This window comes from Bacillus sp. RE35 (assembly GCF_052146655.1).
Taxonomy (GTDB): domain Bacteria; phylum Bacillota; class Bacilli; order Bacillales; family Bacillaceae_G; genus Bacillus_A; species Bacillus_A cereus.
Window position 1 is genome coordinate 1,456,929 of sequence record NZ_CP197377.1, and the last position, 24,061, is coordinate 1,480,989.

The following is a 24,061-nucleotide window of genomic DNA, read 5'->3' on the forward strand; positions in this document are numbered from 1 at the left end:
AATAAACAGAAGCAAGTTGAAAGGATGAAAGTATATGCCGAAACCAGTAATAGCGATAGTAGGTCGCCCGAACGTAGGGAAATCTACTATTTTCAATAGAATTGTTGGAGAAAGAGTTTCAATCGTAGAAGATATTCCAGGTGTAACGCGCGATCGTATTTATAGCGCTGGAGAATGGTTAAATCATGAATTTAACATTATTGATACGGGCGGAATTGATATTGGAGACGAGCCGTTTTTGACACAAATTCGTCAACAAGCTGAAGTAGCAATTGATGAAGCGGATGTTATCATTTTTATGACAAACGGTCGTGACGGTGTAACAGCAGCTGATGAAGAAGTTGCAAAAATTTTATATCGTTCAAATAAACCGGTTGTACTTGCAGTAAATAAAGTAGACAATCCGGAAATGCGCAGTGACATTTATGACTTTTATGCATTAGGATTTGGCGAACCATTCCCAATTTCAGGTACACACGGATTAGGGTTAGGTGACTTACTAGACGAAGCTGCACAACATTTTCCAAAGATTGAAGAAGACGGATATGATGAAGACACAATTCGTTTCTCTTTAATTGGACGTCCAAACGTAGGGAAATCATCACTTGTAAATGCTCTTCTTGGTCAAGAGCGTGTAATTGTTAGTAATGTAGCAGGAACAACTCGTGATGCTGTCGATACACCATATAGTAAAGATGGAAAAGATTATGTAATTATTGATACAGCTGGTATGCGTAAAAAAGGAAAAGTGTATGAAAGTACAGAAAAATATAGTGTACTTCGTGCGCTAAGAGCGATTGAACGTTCTGACGTTGTTTTAGTCGTTTTAGATGGTGAAGAAGGAATTATTGAGCAAGATAAAAAAATCGCTGGATATGCTCATGATTCAGGGCGAGCTGTTGTTATCGTTGTAAATAAATGGGATGCAGTGAAAAAAGACGAAAAAACAATGAAAGCATTTGAAGAAAATATCCGTGCTCATTTCCAATTCTTAGAATACGCACCAATTGTTTTCTTATCTGCAAAAACGAGAAAACGTACACAAACATTAATACCGGTTATCGATGAGGTAAATGAAAGTCATAGTATCCGTATTCAAACGAACGTATTAAACGATGTAATTATGGATGCGGTAGCGATGAATCCGACGCCAACTCATAATGGTAGCCGTCTGAAAATTTTCTATGCAACACAAGTTGCGGTAAAACCACCGACATTTGTTGTGTTTGTAAACGATCCAGAATTATTGCACTTCTCATATGAGCGTTTCTTAAAGAATCGCTTACGTGAATCATTTGGCTTCGTAGGAACGCCGATTCACATTATCGCTAGAGCAAGAGACTAATGGAGAGGATGTGATTTTATGACAAAAATCACAGTAGTAGGAGCAGGTAGCTGGGGAACAGCGTTAGCGATGGTATTAGCTGACAATGGACATGATGTACGTATTTGGGGAAATCGCCCAGAACTTATGGATGAAATTAATACGAAACATGAGAATAGTCGATATCTCCCAGGCATTACATTGCCAAGCACAATCGTAGCCTACTCTTCTTTAGAAGAAGCATTAGTAGATGTAAATACAGTACTGCTAGTAGTACCAACGAAAGCGTACAGAGATGTATTACAAGAGATGAAAGAAATTGTTACTGAACCAATTACTTGGATTCATGCGAGCAAAGGAATTGAACCTGGTACGTCAAAACGTATTTCGGAAGTGATTGAGGAAGAAATTCCAGAGCACTTAATTAAAGATGTTGTTGTACTGTCTGGACCGAGTCATGCTGAAGAAGTCGGTTTACGACAAGCGACAACAGTTACGTCTGCAGCAAAGCGTATGGAAGCGGCTGAGGAAGTACAAGATTTATTTATGAATAGTTATTTTCGTGTATACACAAATCCAGATATCGTTGGAGTTGAACTTGGTGGTGCGTTAAAAAATATTATCGCATTAGCTGCTGGTATAACTGATGGTCTTGGATTAGGTGATAATGCAAAGGCGGCATTGATGACACGTGGTTTAACAGAGATTGCTCGTTTAGGAAGAAAAATGGGCGGGAATCCGTTAACGTTTGCTGGTCTAACTGGTATGGGAGACTTAATTGTAACTTGTACAAGTGTTCATAGCCGAAATTGGCGCGCTGGAAATATGCTTGGAAAAGGACACTCTTTAGAAGAAGTGTTAGAAAGTATGGGTATGGTTGTGGAAGGTGTAAGAACAACGAAAGCTGCTCATGAATTGGCAGAGAAAATGGAAGTTGAAATGCCGATTACAGCTGCTTTATATGACGTGCTGTTCAATGGGAATAACGTAAAAGATGCAGTAGGCTCATTGATGGGACGTGTTCGAAAACATGAAGTGGAAGCTATACCTGATTTACTGTAAAGAAAAGCGACAGAAGTACATTTGTACTTCTGTCGCTTTTTTATTTTTTGGGTCTTTTCACCATTTTTTCATTTTTGCATAGGATGAAGAGTAACTTGAGGAGAGGGTGAAAAGAATGGATAATAATATTTTTAATAATATTGAGAAGGAAGCGAAAGTAAATAAAGAGGATATTTTTAAATTAGCATCATCCGTGCAAAATGCGAATTTACGTGATGAAACTGTACTTCGTCAATTAATTCATCAAGTGGCTCTTATGGCGGGACGTGAAGTGCCGAAAGAGCAAGAGGATCAAATTGTAAAAGCGATTATTAATAATAATATGCCAACAGATTTTGGTTCGTTAAGCAAAATGTTTAAAAAATAAATTATGAGAAACAAAGAGTTTGGAGATTGCATATGATAGCCATGAAAGAATGGGAATAGAGCTGTTTTTGGGCATATTTGGTCAACCGAAGCGAGAGATACAATCGCTTCGGTTTTATTTTTGCCTAGATTGGTGAGAAATGCTGGAAAACCTATTGATTAAAGTTACATACTCGCGATTTGTAGTAAAATGTTCTTTTTGTATTTGTTTAAAGATTTTAATTTGTTAAAATAGTATAAAAATAGATTAATAAAAGGGGGTGTGTATATGTCAGAAGGGCTTATGAAAATGTGGCTGGCTTTAGGGGCAATTGGATTTATGTTTTTTGCAGTAAGTTTTATTTTATTAAGTAGACATAGAATAAAGAATAAATTTTTGAAAGGGATTACAGCGTTAGTAGCGTACACCCTTATGATTGTGTCAGGAATTGTTATTTTTCTTGTTGTATTTAGTGGACCTGTACAGCAGTAAATGGAATGGTCTCGAAAATACTACATACGGAGCAAATTAGATTAGTATGAAAAGGTGATGCTAGTGAAAAAATTCCATATTATTTTAATATTTTGTTGTATGAGCCTTTTAACGGGGTGTCTGTATCCGAAAGAAAATATGAAGCAAAATGCGGTTCCTTATGAAGATCAGCTACAGGTTGTTCAAAAAGCTGTTGTGACATTTAAGGAGCAAAATGATGGGATATTGCCAATTAAGACGAGGGATATGAGTACACCTATTTATCAAAAGTATCCAATCGATTTTCAACAGATTGCCCCGCGTTACATACAAGAAGCGCCAGGGAATGCGTATGAAAGTGGAGGAGTATATCAATACGTATTAATAGACGTTGAAACAAATCCGACAGTAAAGTTAATTGATGTTAGGATGGCTGAACAAATTCAGGAACTATCTTTAAAGCTTAGGATGTATCGTGATGAACATCAATATCCACCTTTTAAAAAAGTAATTTCAGATGGTGTATATGAATTGGATTTCAAAAAACTAGGATATAAAGATGTGCCACAAGTGACAAGTCCATATTCTGGTAAAGGACTTCCTTTTGTAATTAATGAAAAAGGAGAAGTTTTTGTTGATTATAGAATCGACCTATATGACGCTTTGAAAAAAAATGAAGGGCAGTTTACAGAGGGAGAAGATATTCGAAATATACTTTCGAAAGGTTCCCCGTTTGTACCAGCTTATTCTTTACCGTACACAGTAAAGGACGGAGAACCAATTTTTTTAAAATGATAAGTCATGAACCTTTCTTTTAGTGAATAAGTTCTAGAAGAAAGGTTTTTTATGTTATACAACTTACGATGCAAACAAAAGATATTTTTTAATAGTCATATGAAATTGGACAAAATTATATGATATATTGTCCGAACTTCTAGAATACCATTATATTATATCAGATATTATAGGCAACGTTAGAGAAGGTATTAGTTGACTATAAACGTGGAATTATTCCCAAAAATTTTGAGGGAGGGAATCACTTGGAAAAGGTAGATATTTTTAAAGATATTGCAGAACGAACAGGCGGTGATATTTATTTTGGAGTTGTAGGAGCTGTTCGAACAGGGAAATCAACATTCATTAAAAAATTTATGGAACTTGTAGTTATTCCAAATATTGAGAATGAGTCTGACCGTCAAAGAGCGCAGGATGAATTGCCTCAAAGTGCTGCTGGTCGTACAATTATGACGACGGAACCGAAGTTTGTTCCAAACCAAGCGGTTTCTATCGAAGTAGATGAAGGACTTGAAGTGAATATTCGATTAGTAGATTGTGTTGGATATACGGTTCCTGGAGCGAAGGGCTATGAAGATGAGAATGGCCCGCGTATGATTAATACCCCTTGGTATGAAGAACCTATTCCATTCCATGAAGCTGCAGAAATCGGCACGCGTAAAGTAATTCAAGAACATTCAACAATTGGTGTTGTAATTACAACAGATGGAACAATTGGTGAAATTCCAAGAAGAGATTATATAGAGGCAGAAGAACGCGTTGTAAATGAGTTGAAAGAAGTAGGAAAACCTTTCATTATGATAATTAATACGGTACAGCCGTATCATCCAGATACAGAGCAATTACGCCAAAGTTTATCAGAAGAATATGATATCCCGGTTATTGCAATGAGTGTGGAGAGTTTAAGAGAAACAGATGTATATAATGTACTTCGTGAAGCGCTATTTGAATTCCCTGTATTAGAAGTGAATGTGAACCTTCCGAGTTGGGTAATGGTGCTAAATGAAGGGCATTGGTTGCGTCAAAGTTATCAAGAAGCAGTTCAAGAAACTGTGAAGGATATAAAACGTCTTCGTGATGTGGATCGCGTTGTTTGGCAGTTTAGTCAATATGAATTTATTGATCGAGCGAGCCTAGCTGGCATTGATATGGGGCAAGGTGTGGCGGAGATTGATTTATATGCGCCAGATGAATTATATGATCAGATTTTAAAAGAAGTAGTAGGAGTAGAAATTCGAGGGAAAGATCATTTGTTAAAGCTTATGCTCGATTTATCTCATGCGAAAATAGAGTACGATCAAGTGGCGGATGCACTGCGTATGGTTAAGCAAACAGGATATGGTGTAGCAGCACCTGCATTAGCGGATATGAGCTTAGATGAGCCAGAAATTATTCGTCACGGTTCAAGGTTTGGTGTGAAGTTAAAAGCGGTAGCGCCATCTATTCATATGATTAAAGTAGATGTAGAGTCAACGTTTGAGCCGATTATTGGTACTGAAAAGCAAAGTGAAGAATTAGTTCGTTATTTAATGCAAGATTTTGAAGATGACCCGTTATCAATTTGGAATTCTGATATATTTGGACGTTCACTTAGCTCGATTGTTCGAGAAGGAATTCAGGCGAAATTATCTTTAATGCCAGAAAATGCTAGATATAAATTAAAAGAAACGCTAGAAAGAATTATTAATGAAGGATCTGGCGGATTAATTGCGATTATACTATAAGAAAAAATCCCTCTCATTGTAGAGGGATTTTTTGTTTTTTTTGATTATAAAATAGAAAAATAAATAGTCATTATCTAATACATTGTTGTAAATTGTCAAGTTTCATCAGATTTTCACATTTTAAGAGTAACAATTTCCTTAAAAATATTGAATTATAAAGGAGAATCGTATAATATAGGCGTTGATAATGATTTATCTACATCTTTGTAGTATAGAATTTGCAAAAATTGCCTACAAATGAAAGTAAGACTCATTTTATGATCATTATACAGTCTTATCTTTGGGAGGAGGTGAATGGCATGAACAAGACAGATTTAATCAATGCTGTTGCAGAAGCAAGTTCCCTTTCTAAAAAGGACGCAACAAAAGCAGTAGACGCTGTTTTTGATTCTATCTTAGAAGCTTTAAAACAAGGTGATAAAGTACAACTGATCGGATTCGGTAACTTCGAAGTTCGTGAGCGTGCGGCTCGTAAAGGTCGTAACCCACAAACAGGTGAGGAGATTGAAATCGCTGCAAGTAAAGTACCTGCATTCAAACCTGGTAAAGCGTTAAAAGATGCGGTTAAATAATCCTTACATATTAACAGGGAAGAAGAGTTTCCTTTTTGGGAACTCTTCTTTTTGCTTTTAAAAACATAAATATGCTAGAATGTGTTCGTATCACTTTTAGGTTTTCGGGAGGGCTAGCGGATGGCAAAAGTTAATTTAGAACAAATTGAACATGCAGTACGCCTTATTTTAGAGGCGATTGGGGATGACCCAAATCGTGAGGGAGTACTTGATACACCAAAGCGTGTTGCAAAAATGTACGCAGAAGTGTTCTCAGGTATGCATGAAGATCCGAAAGAGCATTTGCATAAAGTATTCGGAGAAGATCACGAAGAGCTTGTACTAGTAAAAGATATACCATTTTATTCGATGTGTGAGCATCATTTAGTACCATTCTATGGAGTTGCTCACGTTGCATATATTCCGCAAGGTGGAAAGGTAACAGGGTTAAGTAAATTAGCTCGTACCGTAGATACAATTGCACGTCGCCCACAACTGCAAGAACGTATTACATCAACAGTAGCGAACTCTATTATGGAAGTACTAGAGCCTCATGGTGTAATGGTAGTAGTAGAAGCAGAACATATGTGTATGACGATGCGTGGTGTGAAAAAACCAGGTGCGAAAACAGTAACGACAGCAGTGCGTGGTGTGCTTGAAAATGATGCTGCAGCGCGCAGTGAAATTTTATCGTTTATTAAAACGAAGTAAAGAAAAGCGGGAAACTGCTTTTCTTTTTTTTTTTTAGTAAATAAATGATATAGTTTTAACTAGACAGAGTGAGATTAGAAAGATTGCTTACATGAATGGTAGGTGTAGCCAAGTTTTGGTTATAGAAAATAGAGTGTATGTGTTATAATAAGTTTTATGAATTAGAAAACAAGGGTGATTTTTTGTGTGTGACATCTACGGAGGGTATGCGGGTATAAAAGAAAAATTGATGGAGAAATTACGCCATCCTTATTTTATAAACTATATTGAAGAACCATTTATTGATGAAGAAAAGATAGCATTGTTATATGGTGCTTTAAAGAGTGCAAACTTACATATAGAACAAATTGAGCATTACGTAGTAACAATTATGCTTGTACAAATTGCGCTTGATACGCATGAAAGGGTATCAAATAAAGCAGGCGAGGAAGAGATTGAATTCCATAAATGTCGTCAATTAACAGTACTTGCAGGCGATTACTATAGTGGACTATATTATTATTTATTGTCTATGAATCGTGATATTGTTTTAATTCGTGCACTTGCTGAAGGAATTAAAGAGATAAATGAACACAAAATTATGTTATACCAAAAAGCGCATGAAACGACGGATGACATAATGAAAAGCATAGTAACGATTGAGTCTGCGCTCCTTCAAAAAACATGTGATCATTTTCAGTTATCACATTGGAAGCCATTTATCACATACGTATTAGGTGGAAATCGCCTTCAAAAAGAAATTCAATTGTATGCTGATAAGCAACATTCACCTGTTTTTCAAGCTATGCAAGATGCTTTAGGGGATAAAGCAGAAGTAGTGATTAATGGTTGGATGAAGGAATTGAGAAAGAAAGAAAAACAATTTTTAGAAAATCACACAGACATAAATGAAATAAATTCTGTGTTAAGGAATAAATAGAAGACATAAGCAATTTTACATTGGAAGAAGGTACGAGCATGCAACAATCAAAAGAAGAAAGAGTACATGACGTATTTGAAAAGATTTCTGATAAATACGATGTGATGAATTCTGTAATTAGTTTTCAAAGACATAAAGCGTGGCGGAAAGAAACGATGCGAATTATGGATGTACAACCAGGCAGTCAAGCGCTTGATGTATGCTGTGGAACCGCAGATTGGACAATTGCGCTAGCTGGAGCCGTAGGTGAGCAAGGAAAGGTTGTTGGCTTAGACTTCAGTGAAAATATGTTATCTGTTGGTAAGCAAAAGGTAGAGGCGTTACAATTAAAACAAGTAGAACTTCTACATGGGAATGCAATGGAACTTCCGTTTGAAGATAATACGTTTGATTATGTGACGATTGGGTTTGGTTTACGTAACGTACCGGATTATATGCACGTATTAAAAGAAATGACGCGTGTAGTAAAACCAGGTGGAAAAGTAATCTGTTTAGAAACATCTCAACCAACAATGATTGGTTTTCGACAAGGGTATATTTTATACTTTAAATATATCATGCCGTTATTTGGAAAGATGTTTGCGAAAAGTTATAAAGAATATTCATGGCTTCAAGAATCTGCTAGTACGTTCCCAGGGATGAAAGAATTGGCTCAAATGTTTGAGCAAGCTGGACTTGAACGTGTGCAAGTGAAACCATTTACTTTTGGGGTAGCAGCAATGCATTTAGGAATTAAACCAGAATCAAAATAGAAAAAAGAAGTTTTAGGTTAAGGTGAACAATATGAAGTTACAACTTATGTACTCTTTTTTACGATCGGATATTAATGTGATAGAAAAAGAATTAAAAAAGACAGTCGCTTCTGAACAGCCATTAGTAGAAGAGGCAGCATTACAGCTTATTGAAGCTGGTGGGAAACGAATTCGTCCTGTATTTGTGTTGCTTGCAGGGAAATTTGGAGATTATAAGTTAGATGCGATTAAGCATGTTGCTGTTGCGTTAGAACTTATTCATATGGCTTCTCTTGTTCACGATGATGTTATTGATGCTGCATTTTTACGACGCGGCAGTGCGACTGTGAATGCGAAATGGGGAGATCGTATTGCGATGTATACAGGGGACTATCTGTTCGCTAAGTCTCTTGAATGTATAACCAATATCGAAATTCCAGAGGCACATCAAGCGTTATCACATACTATTTTAGAAGTCTGTAAAGGTGAAATTGAACAAATTAAAGATAAATACAATTATGACCAAAATTTAAGAACGTATTTAAGAAGAATAAAGCGAAAAACAGCATTATTAATTGCCGCGAGTTGTCAATTGGGAGCGATTGCTGCTGGTGCTAATCGTGATACGGTAAATCGTCTATTTTGGTATGGGTATTTTGTAGGAATGTCTTATCAAATTATTGATGACATTTTAGACTTCGTTTCTACAGAAGAGAAACTTGGAAAACCTGCTGGTGGGGATTTACTACAAGGGAATATTACACTTCCTGCTTTATATGCGATGGAAGATCCCGTACTTCGTCAGAAAATCACATCTGTACATGAAAATTCAACAGCAAGTGAAATGCAAGAAATTATTGATGCTGTAAAAAATAGTACAGCAATTGATCAAGCATTTGCGTTTAGTGAACGTTATTTACATAAAGCTTTAGAAATAATAAAACCACTCCCACGTGGAAAAGCAAAGTACGCATTACAAAATGTTGCAAAGTATATTGGAAAACGAAAATTTTAAGGTTTATTCTAAAAAATAAAATAATCTCTCTATTTCAAAACTATTGCACAATTGTGATAAGGGTGATAATATGTGTGTGGGGATATACAATTACATACATAATTCAGAAGTGGAGAGATTTTTTATGGAAAAAACATTTCTAATGGTAAAACCAGACGGTGTACAACGTGCCTTCATTGGGGAAATTGTAGCTCGTTTTGAGAAAAAAGGCTTTCAATTAGTTGGTGCAAAATTAATGCAAGTCACTCCAGAAATTGCTGGACAACACTACGCTGAGCATAAGGAAAAACCTTTCTTTGGTGAGTTAGTAGACTTTATTACATCTGGACCTGTATTCGCAATGGTATGGCAAGGTGAAGGTGTAGTAGATACAGCTCGTAACATGATGGGGAAAACAAGACCACATGAAGCAGCTCCTGGAACAATTCGTGGAGATTTCGGTGTAACTGTTGCGAAAAACATTATCCATGGTTCTGATTCTTTAGAAAGCGCAGAGCGCGAGATTGCTATTTTCTTTAAAGAAGAAGAATTAGTTGACTACTCAAAAATAATGAATGAATGGATTTACTAATTATTTTGAAATAATTTGTAAACGCTTTAATCACTGTGATAATAGTAAAAAGTGCAAGGAGAATAGGGGTATTCTTCTTGCACTTTTTTTATTTTCAGTTAGTTACGAAGTTTGAACTGTTATGATATGTTGATATTTAAATTAGGACTATCGGAAATATAGAATAAGAAAATGGTCGATTTATGATATAATTTCTTTAATATTTTTAGAATGATAAAAGTTAATATAGTGAGATAAATACATATACGAAAAGAGGAATAACGTATGCGATATATTACAGCTGGTGAATCTCATGGTCCACAACTTACAACGATTATAGAAGGTGTTCCGGCAGGATTGTCTTTAGTAGCAGATGATATAAACGAAGAGTTAGCTAGAAGGCAAAAGGGATATGGGCGCGGTAGACGCATGCAAATTGAAACGGATCAAGTGCAAATTTTAAGTGGTGTTAGACATGGAGAAACATTAGGTTCCCCTATTGCACTTGTTGTTGAAAATCGTGATTTTGCACACTGGACAAAAATTATGGGGGCGGAGCCTTTAACTGAGCAAGAAGAAAAAGAGATGAAAAGGAAAGTGACAAAACCAAGGCCTGGGCATGCTGATTTAAATGGTGCGATTAAATATGGTCATAGAGATATGAGGAATGTACTGGAACGTTCGTCAGCGCGCGAAACGACGGTGCGTGTTGCTGCTGGTGCGGTTGCTAAAAAGGTGTTAGCAGAACTTGGTATTAAAGTAGCGGGCCATGTAATTGAAATTGGCGGTGTACAAGCTAAGGAGATTACGTATAGTTCAATTGAAGAATTAAAGAGTATTACCGAAGCATCTCCTGTACGTTGCTTAGATGACGAAGCTGGTAACCAAATGATGAAAGCGATTGATGATGCGAAAGCAAATGGTGATTCAATTGGTGGAATCGTTGAAGTAATTGTGGAAGGGATGCCAATTGGAGTAGGTAGCTACGTGCATTATGATCGAAAACTGGATGCGAAATTAGCAGCTGCAATTATGAGTATTAATGCTTTTAAAGGTGTCGAGATTGGAATTGGTTTTGAAGCAGCGCATAGACCAGGAAGTGAAGTTCATGATGAAATTCTGTGGAATGAGGAGCATGGATATACACGAAGAACAAATAATGCAGGTGGATTAGAAGGCGGTATGACGACTGGAATGCCAATTGTTGTGCGCGGTGTGATGAAACCGATACCTACACTTTATAAACCTCTTCAAAGTGTAGATATTGATACGAAAGAGCCTTTTACAGCGAGCATTGAACGTTCAGATAGTTGTGCAGTGCCAGCAGCTAGTGTCGTTGCAGAAGCGGTTGTGGCTTGGGAATTAGCGACAGCTTTAATAGAACAATTCGGATTAGATCGTATGGAACTAATTCGTGAAAATATTGAGAAACATAATGAATATGCGAGGGGATTTTAATGGGAAACATACATATTCAAACGAAATCAAAAGAATATGATGTACATGTTGGTAAAGAAGTGTTGTCAAACTTAACAACGATCGTTCAAAATATGCAGCCAGCGGTATCTAACGTAATGATTATTTCAGATGAAGCTGTTGCATCACTACATTTACAGACAGTTATCGATGCATTACAAGTAGAGCAGCACGTGTTTTCGTTTGTTGTACCAAGTGGCGAAAAAGAGAAGTCTTTCGAAAATTTCTATGCGGCTCATACGTCAGCTCTTGAAAATAAATTAGATAGAAATTCTTTAATTCTTGCACTTGGAGGCGGAATGATTGGAGATTTAGCTGGTTTTGTTGCTGCATCGTTTATGCGTGGTATTCGCTTTGTGCAGGTTCCGACAACTTTATTAGCGCACGATAGCGCAGTGGGTGGGAAAGTAGCGATTAACCATCCGTTAGGTAAAAATATGATTGGTGCATTCCATCAGCCAGAAGCAGTTGTATATCATACACCGTTTTTACAGTCTCTTCCTGAAAAAGAGTGGCGTTCAGGTTATGCAGAGGTGATAAAGCATGCTCTTATCGGTGATGTGGAGCTATACCATTGGTTAAAAGAAGAAGTGCAAACATTAGCGGATCTTCATGATGAGAAGTTAATCCATATATTAACGAAGGCGATTCCTGTAAAGGCAAATGTTGTGTCACAAGATGAAACAGAGAAGGGTGTACGTGCTCATTTGAATTTTGGACATACGTTAGGACATGCTCTTGAAAAAGAGCTAGGGTATGGAAATATTACTCACGGTGACGGTGTAGCGGTTGGAATGTTATTCGCCATATTTTTAAGTGAGCAAGTGTACAAGGTTGATCTTGCTTATGAAGATATGAAGCAGTGGTTCTTGAAATACGGCTATCCAAAAATGCCAGGAGATTTGAATGTAGAGCGCCTCGTTCAATTGATGAAACAAGATAAGAAAGCAAATGCAGGAGCAATTCATATGGTGCTTATGCAGGAATATGGGGTAGTGAATGTCGTATCTATTTCAGATGAGACTGTTCATATTGCGTTAGAGGCATTTCAAAAAGATATGGTTTAAAATGATAGCGAAGTGCTGTGAAGTGCTCATTTAGAGGTATTCTCGTAATAGTGACGGTTATGACAAAAGATTACAGTAAGGGGCTATAACCGTATTGTAATCAAATTGAATGAAATGACTGGGGGAAGAAAAATGAGAGTGAAAGAGCAATTGTTAACTTTGAGAGCGTATGTGCCTGGGAAAAACATTGAAGAAGTAAAAAGAGAATATGGTTTATCAAAAATTGTGAAATTAGCATCCAACGAAAATCCATTCGGTTGCTCAGCACGTGTGACAGAAGCATTAACTTCTTTAGCGAGCCAATATGCCCTTTATCCAGATGGATATGCCTTTGAACTTCGGACAAAAGTAGCGGAACATTTAGGTGTAAAAGCAGAACAACTACTATTTGGTAGTGGATTAGATGAAGTCATTCAAATGATTAGCCGAGCGTTACTACATGAAGGAACAAACGTTGTAATGGCGAATCCTACGTTTTCACAATATCATCACCATGCTGTTATTGAAGGAGCAGAAGTTCGTGAAGTATCACTTAAAGATGGTATTCACGATTTAGATGCAATGCTAGAGCAAGTAGATGAGAAAACGAAAATTGTATGGATTTGTAATCCGAATAATCCAACAGGTACATATGTTGAGAAACAAAAATTACTTTCATTTTTAGAATCAGTTCCTAAGTCGGCTCTCGTTATTATGGACGAAGCATATTATGAATACGCGGAAGCAGAAGACTATCCGCAAACATTACCACTTCTTGAAAAGTATGAAAATCTTATGGTTTTACGCACGTTTTCAAAAGCATATGGTTTAGCTGCTTTTCGTATCGGATATGCGATTGGGGATGCGAAGTTAATCGGACAGCTAGAAGTAGCTAGGTTACCATTCAATACATCAACTGTAGCCCAATCTGTAGCACTCGCTGCATTAGAAGATCAAGCTTTTTTACAAGAGTGTGTGCAAAAGAATGCTGAAGGTTTAAATCAGTATTATGCATTTTGTAAAGAATATAACGTATTCTATTATCCATCTCAAACAAATTTCATTTTCTTAAAACTCGGTATACCAGGTAATGAAGCTTTCGAACGATTAATGAAAAAAGGATATATCGTTCGTTCTGGTGCTGCATTTGGTATCGATGATGGTATTCGTATTACTGTCGGTTTGAAGGAAGAAAATGATGAAATTATAGAGTTACTGAAAGAGCTTGTAAATGAGCAAGTACAGAAAGAAGAAACATATTCTTAAGAGATTGTGGAGGCTCCTATTATAGGAGCCTTTTTTATCGCATTCAAAATAAAGGTTGAAGACTGCTAATTAAGTTATTCTGTAAACCACGGTTTGTATGGCTTGATAATTAGTGAGAGAAGTTATTTGCACGGTCATAAAAGAAAGCGGTACAATAGAAGATGATGATAAGGTATCGGTGTCATATCCGAACCTTTTGAACAATTAACTACTCTGTAGGAAGAAGTATAAGAAGAAGCATGCTCATTCTAAAGGTTGCGTTCTAACAGTGAGTTGCTTATGATAAATGAACAGAAGAGAATATTTTTTAGAATTAAAGGAGACGTTTATGCAAAAGTTTGAACAAGCTGTTTCATATATTGAAAATGGTGAAGCAGAAAAAGGATTACAATTATTAAAAGAACAATTAAAAATTGCGAATGATGAAGAGAAGTATGATATCGCTCGTTACTATCATACACTTGGATTTACAGATGAGGCATTAGCAATTACTGAAGACTTACGTTTACTGTATCCAGAAGAAAGTGAATTCACTGTATTTTTAGCAGAATTATATATTGATCTAGATAAAGAAGATGAAGCGATTGAAGTGCTTCATGATATTCCAGAAAATGACGATTTATATGTTCAATCGTTATTACTTGTTGCAGATTTATTCCAAATGCAAGGTTTTGATGATGTAGCAGAGCAAAAACTATTAAAGGCGAAAGAAATGATGCCTGATGAACCTGTTATTACGTTTGGGTTAGCAGAATTATATAGTAGTAAAGGTGAAGAACAAAAGGCAATTACTTATTATGAATCGCTATTAGCGGAACATAAAGTAATGGGTGGTGTTGTGATCGCACTTCGCCTCGCAGAAACGTTAAGCGCGATCGGAAACTGGGAAGAAGCGATTTCTTATTATGAAGCAGGCCTAGAGGAACAAAAAGATATTCACTCATTATTTGGATATGCCTTCACATTATACCAAGGTGAAGAATATCAGAGAGCAATTGGTGCTTGGCAAGAACTAAAAGAATTAGACCCTGAGTACGCATCACTGTACATGTATTTAGCGAAAAGCTATGAAAAAGAAGGAATGCTTCAAGAAAGCTATGAAACGCTTCATGAAGGAATTAAAGTAGATGAGCTTTCAGTTCCATTTTATGTAGAGTTAGCGAACATTGCGGCGAAATTAGGAAAAATAGTAGAAGCAGAGGAAGTTCTTCAAAAAGCGCTTGAGTTAGATCCAGGGCATTTAGGTGCAACATTAAAATATGCATATATCTTAAAAGAACAAGAAAAGTACGAAGAGTTAATTGCAATTGTAGAGCGTGCTATTGATAGTGGAGAACCAGATACACAACTACTTTGGGATCTTGCGTATGCAAAAAAACAATTAGAAATGTATTCGGATGCATTAAAACACTATGAAAGTGCATATACTTCTTTTAAGAATCATCCAGACTTCTTAGAAGAGTACGGTTATTTCTTATTGGAAGAAGGAAAACGAAAAGAGGCGAAAGAAGTATTTACCCAGTTATTACAACTAGACCCGACACAAATTCATATTGAAGAGTTGTTATATAATTTAGAGGATTTTTCATAAGTTGGAAGGAAACTGAATGCCGCTTCTTGAATCTAAAAAGAAAAGAGAAAGACAGAGGAGGGACTTAATTGCTATGAATACCCCTGTTTCTGTAAACGAGAAGAAGGATTTTGTAAAATGGTTTTTGAATAATTACCAACTGAAACAGCGTGAATGTGTATGGATTCTGAATTATTTAATGAGTCACGACCAATTGATGCATAAAGTCCACTTCGTAGAGCATGCAAAATATTGTCCGCGTGGCTTAGTGATGTCAGCAAATTGTGTGAAAGACACACCGTTTCACTTTTTTAAACAAAATGTTATGACAACAGATGCTGAAAAATCGTTTCATGATATTCGTTTAAATCGAGATGAGGATATTTATATTCAACTCAACTTTAAATCATCGTTTCAAAATGCGAATTATGTAGCTGTATTAGAAGAAAACCCATATCTACCAAAGCATATTGAAGTAAATGAAAAAGATCGTTTACTTGCAGAAAGGTTTTTGGAAGAAAGTGTATTTTCGTTTAGGAGAGAACGCCTTTTGAAACAAATTGATGAAGCGTTAGATAAGCAAGATAAGGAAGCGTTTCATAGATTAACGGCAGAGTTAAAAACTTTATAGAATTTATTTGGATTAATAAATTTTTACAAATTTCAGACTTTCATCAAGAAAAACTACCTATATTGGGTAGTTTTTCTTTTTTTACCTCTTTTAGTATGGTTTAATATATATAAAGTGAAAGTTCTGTCATTTGTAAGTGAAGGAGGGAAGGAATTTGAAGTGGATTGTAAAAGATGTGGAACAGTTTGAGCAAGCAAGAGAGTATGTTGATACAGGAGTAATACCGCTGTTATCAATTTCGGCAGCAAAAGAAATGAAAATGGTTGTAGAACAAGGTGAATTTATCGAATTGTTGAGCACGGAATTGGAAAGAGAGTATAAGGGAAGAGTGCTTTTACTGCCTGCGTTTACGTATTTGGTAGAAAGTCAAAAGAATGAAAAAGGTCGTTTGCAAGAATGGACAAATCATTTACGAAGTGAAGGTTTTAAGCATATTGCTTATGTTACAAGTGATTTTTCATGGAAAGAGGATATGCAAGAGTTACAGGGAGATTTGTTTTGGTTTCCTTCATTAGCATTAGAACAATTTAGTGATCAAGCAAAAAGAGAAGTTATTCATGCACATATAAAAAATATAATGGTGATGTTGGAAGAGAAATGGGGAAACTCATAATAAACAGAAAGTTCTTATTATTATGAGTAGTATGATATTGACCTGTGCATGAGCGTATTATATCATGATAGTGTCCTAGTTTTTATTTTTTATATAATTTATCACGAGGGGACAATTTCTGATAGAGGGGGGAAATTTTCGTGAGCGAGAAAGAACATCGCGTGTCAAGAAGACAATTTTTAAATTACACACTCACAGGGGTAGGAGGCTTTATGGCTGCCGGTATTTTAATGCCGATGACGCGATTTGCGCTTGATCCGGTGTTAAGAAAAGAAGCGGGAACGGATATGGTTGCTGTTGCGCAAGTAAAGGATATTACAACAGAGCCGAAGCGTTTCGATTTTAAAGTGAAGCAGGTTGATGGTTGGTACAAGTCTGAAGAACCAAAATCAGCTTGGGTTCATAAAGATGAAAGCGGAGACATTGTTGCGTTCTCTCCAGTATGTAAACATTTAGGATGTACAGTTAACTGGAATTCGGACAAAGCACATCCGAATCAATTCTTTTGCCCATGTCACGGGGGTCGTTATACAAAAGATGGGATTAACATTAAAGGTACGCCACCCCTTGCTCCGCTTGATGTGTACGAGTCTAAAGTGAAAGATGGAACGCTGTATCTAGGAAAAGCGAAGCCAAGAGGGGGTGCAAAGTAGATGTTAAATAAAATTTATGATTGGGTGGATGAAAGATTAGATATTACACCAATATGGCGTGATATCGCTGATCATGAAGTACCTGAACATGTAAACCCGGCACATCACTTTTCTGCATTCGTCTATTGCTTTGGAGGACTTACCTTTTTCGTTACTGTAATTCAAATTTTATCTGGAATGTTTTTGACGATGTATTATGTGCCTGATATTAAAAATGCTTGGGAATCAGTTTACTATTTACAAAATGAAGTTGCTTATGGGCAAATTGTTCGTGGTATGCACCACTGGGGTGCTAGTCTCGTAATTGTAATGATGTTTTTACATACACTCAGAGTTTTCTTCCAAGGTGCGTATAAAAAGCCCCGTGAGTTAAACTGGATTGTTGGTGTTCTTATTTTCTTTGTTATGTTAGGTCTTGGTTTTACCGGATATTTATTACCGTGGGATATGAAAGCTTTATTTGCTACAAAAGTAGGGATTCAAATTGCAGAGCAAACACCGCTCATTGGTCCTTATATTAAAACATTACTCGCTGGTCATTCCGAAATTGTTGGCGCTCAAACATTAACTCGCTTCTTTGCTATTCACGTCTTCTTCTTACCAGCAGCACTTCTAGGTTTAATGGCCTTCCACTTCATCATGATTCGCAAACAAGGTATTTCCGGTCCACTATAAGAGATTGCTAAATTAAAGGGGAAAGAACTAAAGGAGGGAGATTATGCATCGCGGCAAAGGGATGAAGTTTGTAGGAGATTCTCGGGTACCAGTAGCTCGGAAACCAAATATTCCAAAAGACTATTCTGAATACCCAGGGAAAACAGAAGCATTTTGGCCGAACTTCTTGTTAAAAGAATGGATGGTTGGTGCAGTTTTTTTAATCGGTTATTTATGTTTAACAGTGGCGCATCCGTCGCCGCTTGAGAGAATGGCGGACCCAACAGATGCTGGATATATACCACTTCCAGATTGGTATTTCTTATTCTTGTATCAGTTATTAAAGTATTCGTATGCTTCCGGTTCATTTACTGTAATTGGAGCATTTATTATGCCAGGGATTGCGTTTGGAGCATTACTGTTAGCTCCATTTCTTGATCGAGGTCCAGAAAGACGTCCATTGAAGCGTCCTGTGGCAACTGGATTTATGCTTTTAGCAATTGCATCGATTATCTTTTTAACTTGGGAATCTGTAGCACACCACGACTGGGAAGCTGCAAAAAAACAAGGAGCAATTGTAAAAACAGCGCCAGTTGATAAAAATGATGATGGCTATAAATTAATGCAAAAAAATACTTGTTTAACATGTCATGGTGACAATTTACAAGGCGGGGCAGCAGCACCGGCACTGCAAAACTTAACTTTAAAGCCAGAAGAAATTGCTAAAATTGCGAAAGAGGGAAAAGGTTCAATGCCTAAAGGTGTATTTAAAGGTACGGATGAGGAACTGAAGAAGCTTTCGGAATTCGTTGCAAAGTATAATAAAAAATAATAAAAAAGCTGACTACAAAATTTGTAGTCAGCTTTTCTATTTAGTTGGATGAAGTTTGTTATAATAGAGTAGGATTTAGTGAATGAATTACTTTGCTTGAAAGGTGTTGGACATACGGATTGGTGTACTTGTATGCAATGTTAAGACAACGCTCGGTATTATTATTTTTATTAATTGTTAACTTATTAGGTACAATTTATGGATTTATATGGTACGGAAATCAATTGAAAGAAACGTCACCTATATTTTGGCCGTTTGTACCAGATAGTCCTATGGCGACTCTCTTTTTTGTCTTTGTTTTAATTGCTTTTTTGGCAAAGAGAAACTGGGGATTAATAGAAGCGTTAGCGATTGTAACTTTAATAAAATATGGTATTTGGGCTGTTGTTGTAAACGCGATTATGATTTACGTAAAAGGGCCTATAGGCCTTATGGGCTACATGTTAATGCTTTCGCACTTCGCGATGGCAATACAAGGATTTTTATATGCTCCATTCTATCGTATAAAAAAATGGCATTTTATAGTAGCAGCTGTGTGGACGTTGCATAACGATGCAATTGATTATTTATTTTGGCAAATGCCGCGATATGGAATTATGCATTTGTTTGTAGAGGAAATTGGTTATTTTACGTTTTGGTTAAGTATTGCTGTACTATGTATTACATATTATTGTTGCTTACGTGAGCAAAGAAAACAATTTTCTTTATGATGGTTAGAACATTTAGGGGGAGAACATGGAGAAAAATAAGAGTGGTACAAAAATATTGGATCGATTAATTACTTTAGTTGTTTCATATAGCATAGCATTTTCTATTTTTGCACTCGCAACAACGGCAGTTGTATATGGAAAATGGTTGTATTATTTTGAAATTGATTTTTTAAATATTGCTGATTTAGCGGATATGACGAAGGATGAAATTAAAAGAAATTACGATGTGCTTATTACATATTTATCCCCGTTTTATGACGGAGCATTACATTTGCCCACATTAGATATGTCCACAAATGGCCGTATTCATTTTGTAGATGTTAAAAATATTTTAGTAAAGATTCAATATGTGATGTATGCGACAATTATGATTGCAGTGATAGGCGGAATTTATTTATTAAAAAAGAAAAATGAAAAGTTTTTACTGCACGGATCGATTTTAACAATCATTTTTCCGATAGCGCTTATGTTACCAATTGCTATTAATTTTGAAAAGAGTTTTGTATTATTCCATAAACTTTTATTTAGTAATGATTATTGGGTTTTTGATCCTGAAAAGGATCCAATTATATTAATGTTACCAGAAGAGTTCTTTATGCATGCTGCGTGTGCTATTTTATTATTCATTTTAGGTGGGAGTATACTTTGTTACAGCTTATATAGATATCTCGTAAAAAAGAAAAGGATGTCACAGAAAAAATTCTCTGCTTAAAGAGAATTTTTTTCTTTGTAAAACGATAATATATTTTTCGGTCTAGTTCTGTTCTATTCTTGTCCAAATTAACATATTTTGTACTAGTAGTTAAGGGGGGACCGGGATGAAGAGAACATTAATTGGATTGATAGCATTTCTAATTATAATGTTTCCGTTACGTATATATGCTGAAGAGTGGAATGAGCTAACAGGGTTGTTAGACGACTCGTTACAGTTAGTGAAGCGTAATGAAGATGAAAAAGCGGTACAAGTATTACAACATTTCTCGGAGCAGTTTTTAATAAAGGGGAATGAAAAGAAGCAGGAAGTAACACCAGATCAAGTTAGAGTTATTTCTTTAGCTTACGATAAGGCGCAACAATCGCTCTCTGAAGAAGGTTTAGGTAAGCAAGCTAAAATTGATAATGTGCTGGCATTACAACTTGCTGTTGATGCACAAGTATCGAAATATCAACCACTTTGGATGGAAAGAGAAAGGAAAGTAATGGATGCCTTTTCTCAAATGGAAAAAGCGATGGAAAAAGAAGATGCTGGGCAGTTTCAACAAACGTTAAATACGTTTTTAAATGAATTCAATATTATTTATCCAAGCTTAATGATTGCTTTGCCAGAAAACGAGGTCCAGCGTGTAAATGTTCATTTATCTTATTTAGATGAATTTCGTAACGTTATGTTAAAAACGAAAGGCGGCCAAATGCAATTAGGGATTATTAAAGGGGATTTGCAAAAGATATTTCACACAGTAAAAAAAGATGAAATTGCACCCTCTCTCATTTGGTTTATGACAATTACTGGGGGACTTATTTTATTCACATTAACTTATGTTGGATGGAGAAAGTATAAAGGAGAGAGAGAAAAAAGAAAAAGTAATGTACATTCTAAAAATAGATAATGCAATAAATAAAGATATGGATTGTAAGGTTTATTCATTGACAATAGTGGCAGAAGAAAATAGAATGAGAAGTACTATAATTAAAACTTCAATGGAGGTTCATGATGTTTTATTTAATTTACTTCGCGATCATAATGATCATACCGTTGTATGCACAGTCAAGAGTACGTAGTGCCTATAGCAAGTATTCACAAGTTTATTCAACATCAGGTATGACAGGAGCGGAAGTGGCTCGAAAAATTTTAGATGAAAATGGATTATACAACGTAGCTGTCGAAGAAACACCAGGTCATTTATCAGACCATTATGATCCAACCGCTAAGACGGTTCGATTATCAACAGATAACTATTATGGACATTCAGTTGCTGGTACAGCAGTTGCAGCACACGAAGTAGGACACGCAATTCAAGATGCACAAGATTATAACTTTATGCGTATTCGTCATTCGTTAGTTCCTGTGGCTAATTTTGGATCGAATATATCATGGGTATTTATTATGATTGGTATATTTGCGACAATGTCAAAACTATTGTTATTAGGTATCATTTTAATGGCAGCAGGTGTTGTGTTCCAGCTCGTTACATTGCCAGTTGAGTTTGATGCGTCAAAGCGCGCAATGCAACAAATTGAAGCGTTAGGTATTGTATCAACAGATGAATATGGGCAAGCTCGTAAAGTATTAAATGCGGCAGCATTAACATATGTAGCAGCTGCAGCTGTAGCGGTATTTGAATTATTACGTCTCGTATTAATGTATACTGGTATGCAGCGTAGCGACGACTAAAGACTATCAATTTTGATAGTCTTTTTTTGTTGTGTGGATTGAATTATATAATGTATTGCAAATAGAAATAATAGAAGTAATGCGGAAAGGTGGTGGGGGAAATGAAATATCCAGACCATTTAGTAAAACAAGTACAAGAGCGTAGTGCTCCTTATCAACTAGAAGGTTTTTTAAGTGGACAAGGTCCTGAAAATCCCAAATTTATGTTGTTAGGAGAAGCACCTGGTGAAACAGAAATTCATAATGGGATTCCGTTTAGCGGGAGGGCGGGAAAACAATTAATGGTTTTTTTAGAGCGTATCCACGTTACAAGGGAAGAAGTATATATTACGAGCGCTGTTCGGAGTAGACCTTATAAATGGCGAGAGAAAAAAGAACGAAATGGTGAAATCATACAAAAAAAGTATAATAGAACGCCAAATCAGGGAGAAATAGTTGCCCATGCGCCTTTGTTAGATTATGAATTAGAGAAAATACATCCGAAGCTTATCGTCACGCTTGGAAATATCGGTCTTCAACGTTTAACAGGAAAAAATAAAAAAATCACAGATGTACACGGGCAATTATTAAAACAGCCCATTCAAAAATTAAAGGATATGCAAAGTGCAGAGTTTACATGGTCAGAGAAAGAATATCATGTTTTTCCGACTTTTCATCCAGCTTCCATTTTTTATAATCGGAGTTTATTGGAGCTTATTCATGAGGATTTTGAGAAGCTTAAAAGACTTGTAATAAAAAACTAGAAAAGCTAAGGCGCTTTTCTAGTTATATTTAATTATGTAAAGGGTTTTTATTTTCATCTAACGTAAACCCTTCACCAACTACATCATGTACATCACTTACAGCGACAAAAGCATGAGGATCTACAGAAGTAATGATATTCTTTAATTTCACGATTTCATTTTTAGCAACAACGCAATACAATACATTACGTTCCACTTTTGTATACGATCCAACAGCTTTTAAAAAGGTTGCTCCGCGCTCCATTTCAGATAAAATTTTGGCAGCAATTTCATCGTTTTTCTCTGAGATAATAGTCGCTCCTTTGGCAGCATAAGCTCCTTCTTGCATAAAATCAATGACTTTAGCACCGATAAAAACAGCAACTAGCGTATACATGCCCTCACGGTATGATAAATAGGTAAGAATAGAGACGACGATAACGACAGCATCAAACATAAACATTGTTTTCCCCATACTCCAGCCAACATATTTGTGCGCTAGTCGTGCGATAATATCTACACCGCCAGTAGTCCCGCCATATTTAAATATTATTCCAAGGCCGATACCGATAAATGCCCCGGCGAATAAAGCTGCGAGTGTCATATCATTTTGCAAGTTTAAATGTAAGTTGAGTACTTCGTAACGCTGGAAAATCCATAGAAATAAAGATACGCTAAAGGTTCCAATTAATGTATATAAAAATGTCGTTCTGCCAAGTAACCTCCAGCCAATAAAAAATATAGGGATATTTAAAATTAAGTTTGAGTAGGAAGGATCAAACTTAAATAAAAAATACAATAATAGTGTAATACCAGTAAACCCACCCTCTGCAAGGTGGTTTTCAATATTGATATTGACAATACCGAAAGAAAATATAGCGGAACCAATTAAAATAAAAATAATATTTCGCATCTTCAATTTTGATGTCATATAGAAATCCCCCTAATTATGTAATGATTGCATTGCTCCGCTGAAACGGTAAAACATAATAATAAGTAATTTCTAGTTGCTAGTGAAAATAGTAAGAACCTGATTGATGTGGGCTGATTTTTTGTGAAAAGTGCAAAAGAAAGTTTCACTTTATCCCGCTCTAAAGGCTGATAGGAGATGAAGCAAAGAAGAGGGGCAAACCAGCCGTAGGAACCCGATTGGTGTGGGCTGATCTTTTGCAAAAATCGCAAAAGAAGTTTCACTTTACCCCGTACCAACGGCTGGTAGGAGATAAACCTCTGAAGAAAGGCAAACCAGCCGTAGGAACCCGATTAGTTCAACTAATCTTTTGCAAAAAAATCACAA

The 24,061-nt window shown here is 36.1% G+C and carries 27 protein-coding genes; 26 read left to right on the forward strand and 1 reads right to left on the reverse strand.

Annotated features, from left to right (window positions below; all coding sequences use genetic code 11):
• Window positions 1-34 precede the first annotated feature (34 nt).
• From der to ACTL4X_RS07795, 26 genes are all read left to right on the forward strand, one after another.
• Window positions 35-1,345: a ribosome biogenesis GTPase Der gene (gene der, locus ACTL4X_RS07670; protein ID WP_001125893.1), complete on the forward strand. Its 1,311-nt coding sequence runs from the start codon at window positions 35-37 to the stop codon at window positions 1,343-1,345.
• Between the two features lie 18 nt (window positions 1,346-1,363).
• Window positions 1,364-2,386, forward strand: a complete 1,023-nt coding sequence (locus ACTL4X_RS07675; RefSeq protein WP_000161763.1) for an NAD(P)H-dependent glycerol-3-phosphate dehydrogenase — start codon at window positions 1,364-1,366, stop codon at window positions 2,384-2,386.
• 115 nt (window positions 2,387-2,501) lie between these two features.
• Complete coding sequence (locus ACTL4X_RS07680; protein WP_000369754.1) at window positions 2,502-2,753, forward strand: stage VI sporulation protein F; 252 nt, start codon at window positions 2,502-2,504, stop codon at window positions 2,751-2,753.
• Window positions 2,754-3,020: 267 nt separating this feature from the next.
• Window positions 3,021-3,224 carry a DUF2768 domain-containing protein gene (locus ACTL4X_RS07685; protein ID WP_001289008.1) on the forward strand — a complete coding sequence of 68 codons (204 nt, stop codon included), beginning with the start codon at window positions 3,021-3,023 and terminating at the stop codon, window positions 3,222-3,224.
• A gap of 63 nt (window positions 3,225-3,287) precedes the next feature.
• Window positions 3,288-3,998, forward strand: coding sequence for a hypothetical protein (locus ACTL4X_RS07690; protein ID WP_000713407.1), 711 nt, complete (start codon window positions 3,288-3,290; stop codon window positions 3,996-3,998).
• A 245-nt stretch (window positions 3,999-4,243) separates the two neighbouring features.
• Entirely contained in the window at window positions 4,244-5,722 is a 1,479-nt protein-coding gene (gene spoIVA / locus ACTL4X_RS07695) for a stage IV sporulation protein A (RefSeq protein ID WP_000416519.1), read from the forward strand.
• A 299-nt stretch (window positions 5,723-6,021) separates the two neighbouring features.
• Window positions 6,022-6,294, forward strand: coding sequence for an HU family DNA-binding protein (locus tag ACTL4X_RS07700; protein ID WP_001043860.1), 273 nt, complete (start codon window positions 6,022-6,024; stop codon window positions 6,292-6,294).
• Between the two features lie 120 nt (window positions 6,295-6,414).
• Entirely contained in the window at window positions 6,415-6,984 is a 570-nt protein-coding gene (gene folE, locus ACTL4X_RS07705; protein WP_001151482.1) for a GTP cyclohydrolase I FolE, read from the forward strand.
• A 184-nt stretch (window positions 6,985-7,168) separates the two neighbouring features.
• Window positions 7,169-7,903, forward strand: a complete 735-nt coding sequence (locus ACTL4X_RS07710) for a heptaprenyl diphosphate synthase component 1 (RefSeq protein ID WP_000332847.1) — start codon at window positions 7,169-7,171, stop codon at window positions 7,901-7,903.
• Window positions 7,904-7,941: 38 nt separating this feature from the next.
• Window positions 7,942-8,655: a 2-heptaprenyl-1,4-naphthoquinone methyltransferase gene (menG, locus tag ACTL4X_RS07715; protein ID WP_001187674.1), complete on the forward strand. Its 714-nt coding sequence runs from the start codon at window positions 7,942-7,944 to the stop codon at window positions 8,653-8,655.
• Between the two features lie 31 nt (window positions 8,656-8,686).
• On the forward strand, window positions 8,687-9,649 hold the full coding sequence (hepT, locus tag ACTL4X_RS07720) for a heptaprenyl diphosphate synthase component II (protein WP_000776077.1): 963 nt from the start codon (window positions 8,687-8,689) through the stop codon (window positions 9,647-9,649).
• 124 nt (window positions 9,650-9,773) lie between these two features.
• Entirely contained in the window at window positions 9,774-10,220 is a 447-nt protein-coding gene (ndk, locus tag ACTL4X_RS07725) for a nucleoside-diphosphate kinase (RefSeq protein ID WP_071740354.1), read from the forward strand.
• Between the two features lie 264 nt (window positions 10,221-10,484).
• A complete protein-coding gene (gene aroC / locus ACTL4X_RS07730) occupies window positions 10,485-11,657 on the forward strand; it encodes a chorismate synthase (RefSeq protein ID WP_001269384.1) in 1,173 nt (390 codons plus the stop codon).
• Window positions 11,657-12,742, forward strand: a complete 1,086-nt coding sequence (gene aroB / locus ACTL4X_RS07735; RefSeq protein ID WP_000526819.1) for a 3-dehydroquinate synthase — start codon at window positions 11,657-11,659, stop codon at window positions 12,740-12,742. Before aroC ends, aroB begins: the two co-directional genes overlap by 1 nt.
• A 132-nt stretch (window positions 12,743-12,874) precedes the next feature.
• The gene (hisC, locus tag ACTL4X_RS07740) at window positions 12,875-13,987 is read left to right on the forward strand and encodes a histidinol-phosphate transaminase (protein WP_071740355.1); all 1,113 of its coding nucleotides are present in this window, start codon (window positions 12,875-12,877) and stop codon (window positions 13,985-13,987) included.
• Between the two features lie 328 nt (window positions 13,988-14,315).
• On the forward strand, window positions 14,316-15,578 hold the full coding sequence (locus ACTL4X_RS07745) for a tetratricopeptide repeat protein (RefSeq protein WP_001168671.1): 1,263 nt from the start codon (window positions 14,316-14,318) through the stop codon (window positions 15,576-15,578).
• Window positions 15,579-15,651: 73 nt separating this feature from the next.
• Window positions 15,652-16,188 carry a ReoY family proteolytic degradation factor gene (locus ACTL4X_RS07750; protein WP_001095925.1) on the forward strand — a complete coding sequence of 179 codons (537 nt, stop codon included), beginning with the start codon at window positions 15,652-15,654 and terminating at the stop codon, window positions 16,186-16,188.
• Between the two features lie 154 nt (window positions 16,189-16,342).
• Complete coding sequence (locus ACTL4X_RS07755; protein ID WP_000871313.1) at window positions 16,343-16,801, forward strand: YpiF family protein; 459 nt, start codon at window positions 16,343-16,345, stop codon at window positions 16,799-16,801.
• 140 nt (window positions 16,802-16,941) lie between these two features.
• Window positions 16,942-17,454: a menaquinol-cytochrome c reductase iron-sulfur subunit gene (qcrA, locus tag ACTL4X_RS07760; RefSeq protein WP_001290418.1), complete on the forward strand. Its 513-nt coding sequence runs from the start codon at window positions 16,942-16,944 to the stop codon at window positions 17,452-17,454.
• Window positions 17,455-18,129 (forward strand): menaquinol-cytochrome c reductase cytochrome b subunit, encoded by a 675-nt coding sequence (gene qcrB, locus ACTL4X_RS07765; RefSeq protein WP_000932700.1) that lies wholly within the window; start codon window positions 17,455-17,457, stop codon window positions 18,127-18,129.
• 43 nt (window positions 18,130-18,172) lie between these two features.
• Entirely contained in the window at window positions 18,173-18,940 is a 768-nt protein-coding gene (gene qcrC, locus ACTL4X_RS07770; RefSeq protein ID WP_000554603.1) for a menaquinol-cytochrome c reductase cytochrome b/c subunit, read from the forward strand.
• Between the two features lie 119 nt (window positions 18,941-19,059).
• Window positions 19,060-19,650 (forward strand): DUF1405 domain-containing protein, encoded by a 591-nt coding sequence (locus tag ACTL4X_RS07775; protein WP_025709269.1) that lies wholly within the window; start codon window positions 19,060-19,062, stop codon window positions 19,648-19,650.
• A 25-nt stretch (window positions 19,651-19,675) separates the two neighbouring features.
• Window positions 19,676-20,362 carry a lipoprotein intramolecular transacylase Lit gene (gene lit, locus ACTL4X_RS07780; protein ID WP_071740356.1) on the forward strand — a complete coding sequence of 229 codons (687 nt, stop codon included), beginning with the start codon at window positions 19,676-19,678 and terminating at the stop codon, window positions 20,360-20,362.
• A 106-nt stretch (window positions 20,363-20,468) separates the two neighbouring features.
• Window positions 20,469-21,257 (forward strand): sporulation protein YpjB, encoded by a 789-nt coding sequence (gene ypjB / locus ACTL4X_RS07785; protein WP_000831584.1) that lies wholly within the window; start codon window positions 20,469-20,471, stop codon window positions 21,255-21,257.
• 101 nt (window positions 21,258-21,358) lie between these two features.
• A complete protein-coding gene (locus ACTL4X_RS07790; protein ID WP_011109966.1) occupies window positions 21,359-22,042 on the forward strand; it encodes a zinc metallopeptidase in 684 nt (227 codons plus the stop codon).
• Between the two features lie 101 nt (window positions 22,043-22,143).
• The gene (locus ACTL4X_RS07795; protein WP_000876873.1) at window positions 22,144-22,785 is read left to right on the forward strand and encodes a uracil-DNA glycosylase; all 642 of its coding nucleotides are present in this window, start codon (window positions 22,144-22,146) and stop codon (window positions 22,783-22,785) included.
• Window positions 22,786-22,813: 28 nt separating this feature from the next.
• Here ACTL4X_RS07795 and ACTL4X_RS07800 read toward each other — a convergent pair whose 3' ends face one another.
• A complete protein-coding gene (locus tag ACTL4X_RS07800; protein WP_000202121.1) occupies window positions 22,814-23,695 on the reverse strand; it encodes a YitT family protein in 882 nt (293 codons plus the stop codon).
• Window positions 23,696-24,061: the final 366 nt, after the last annotated feature.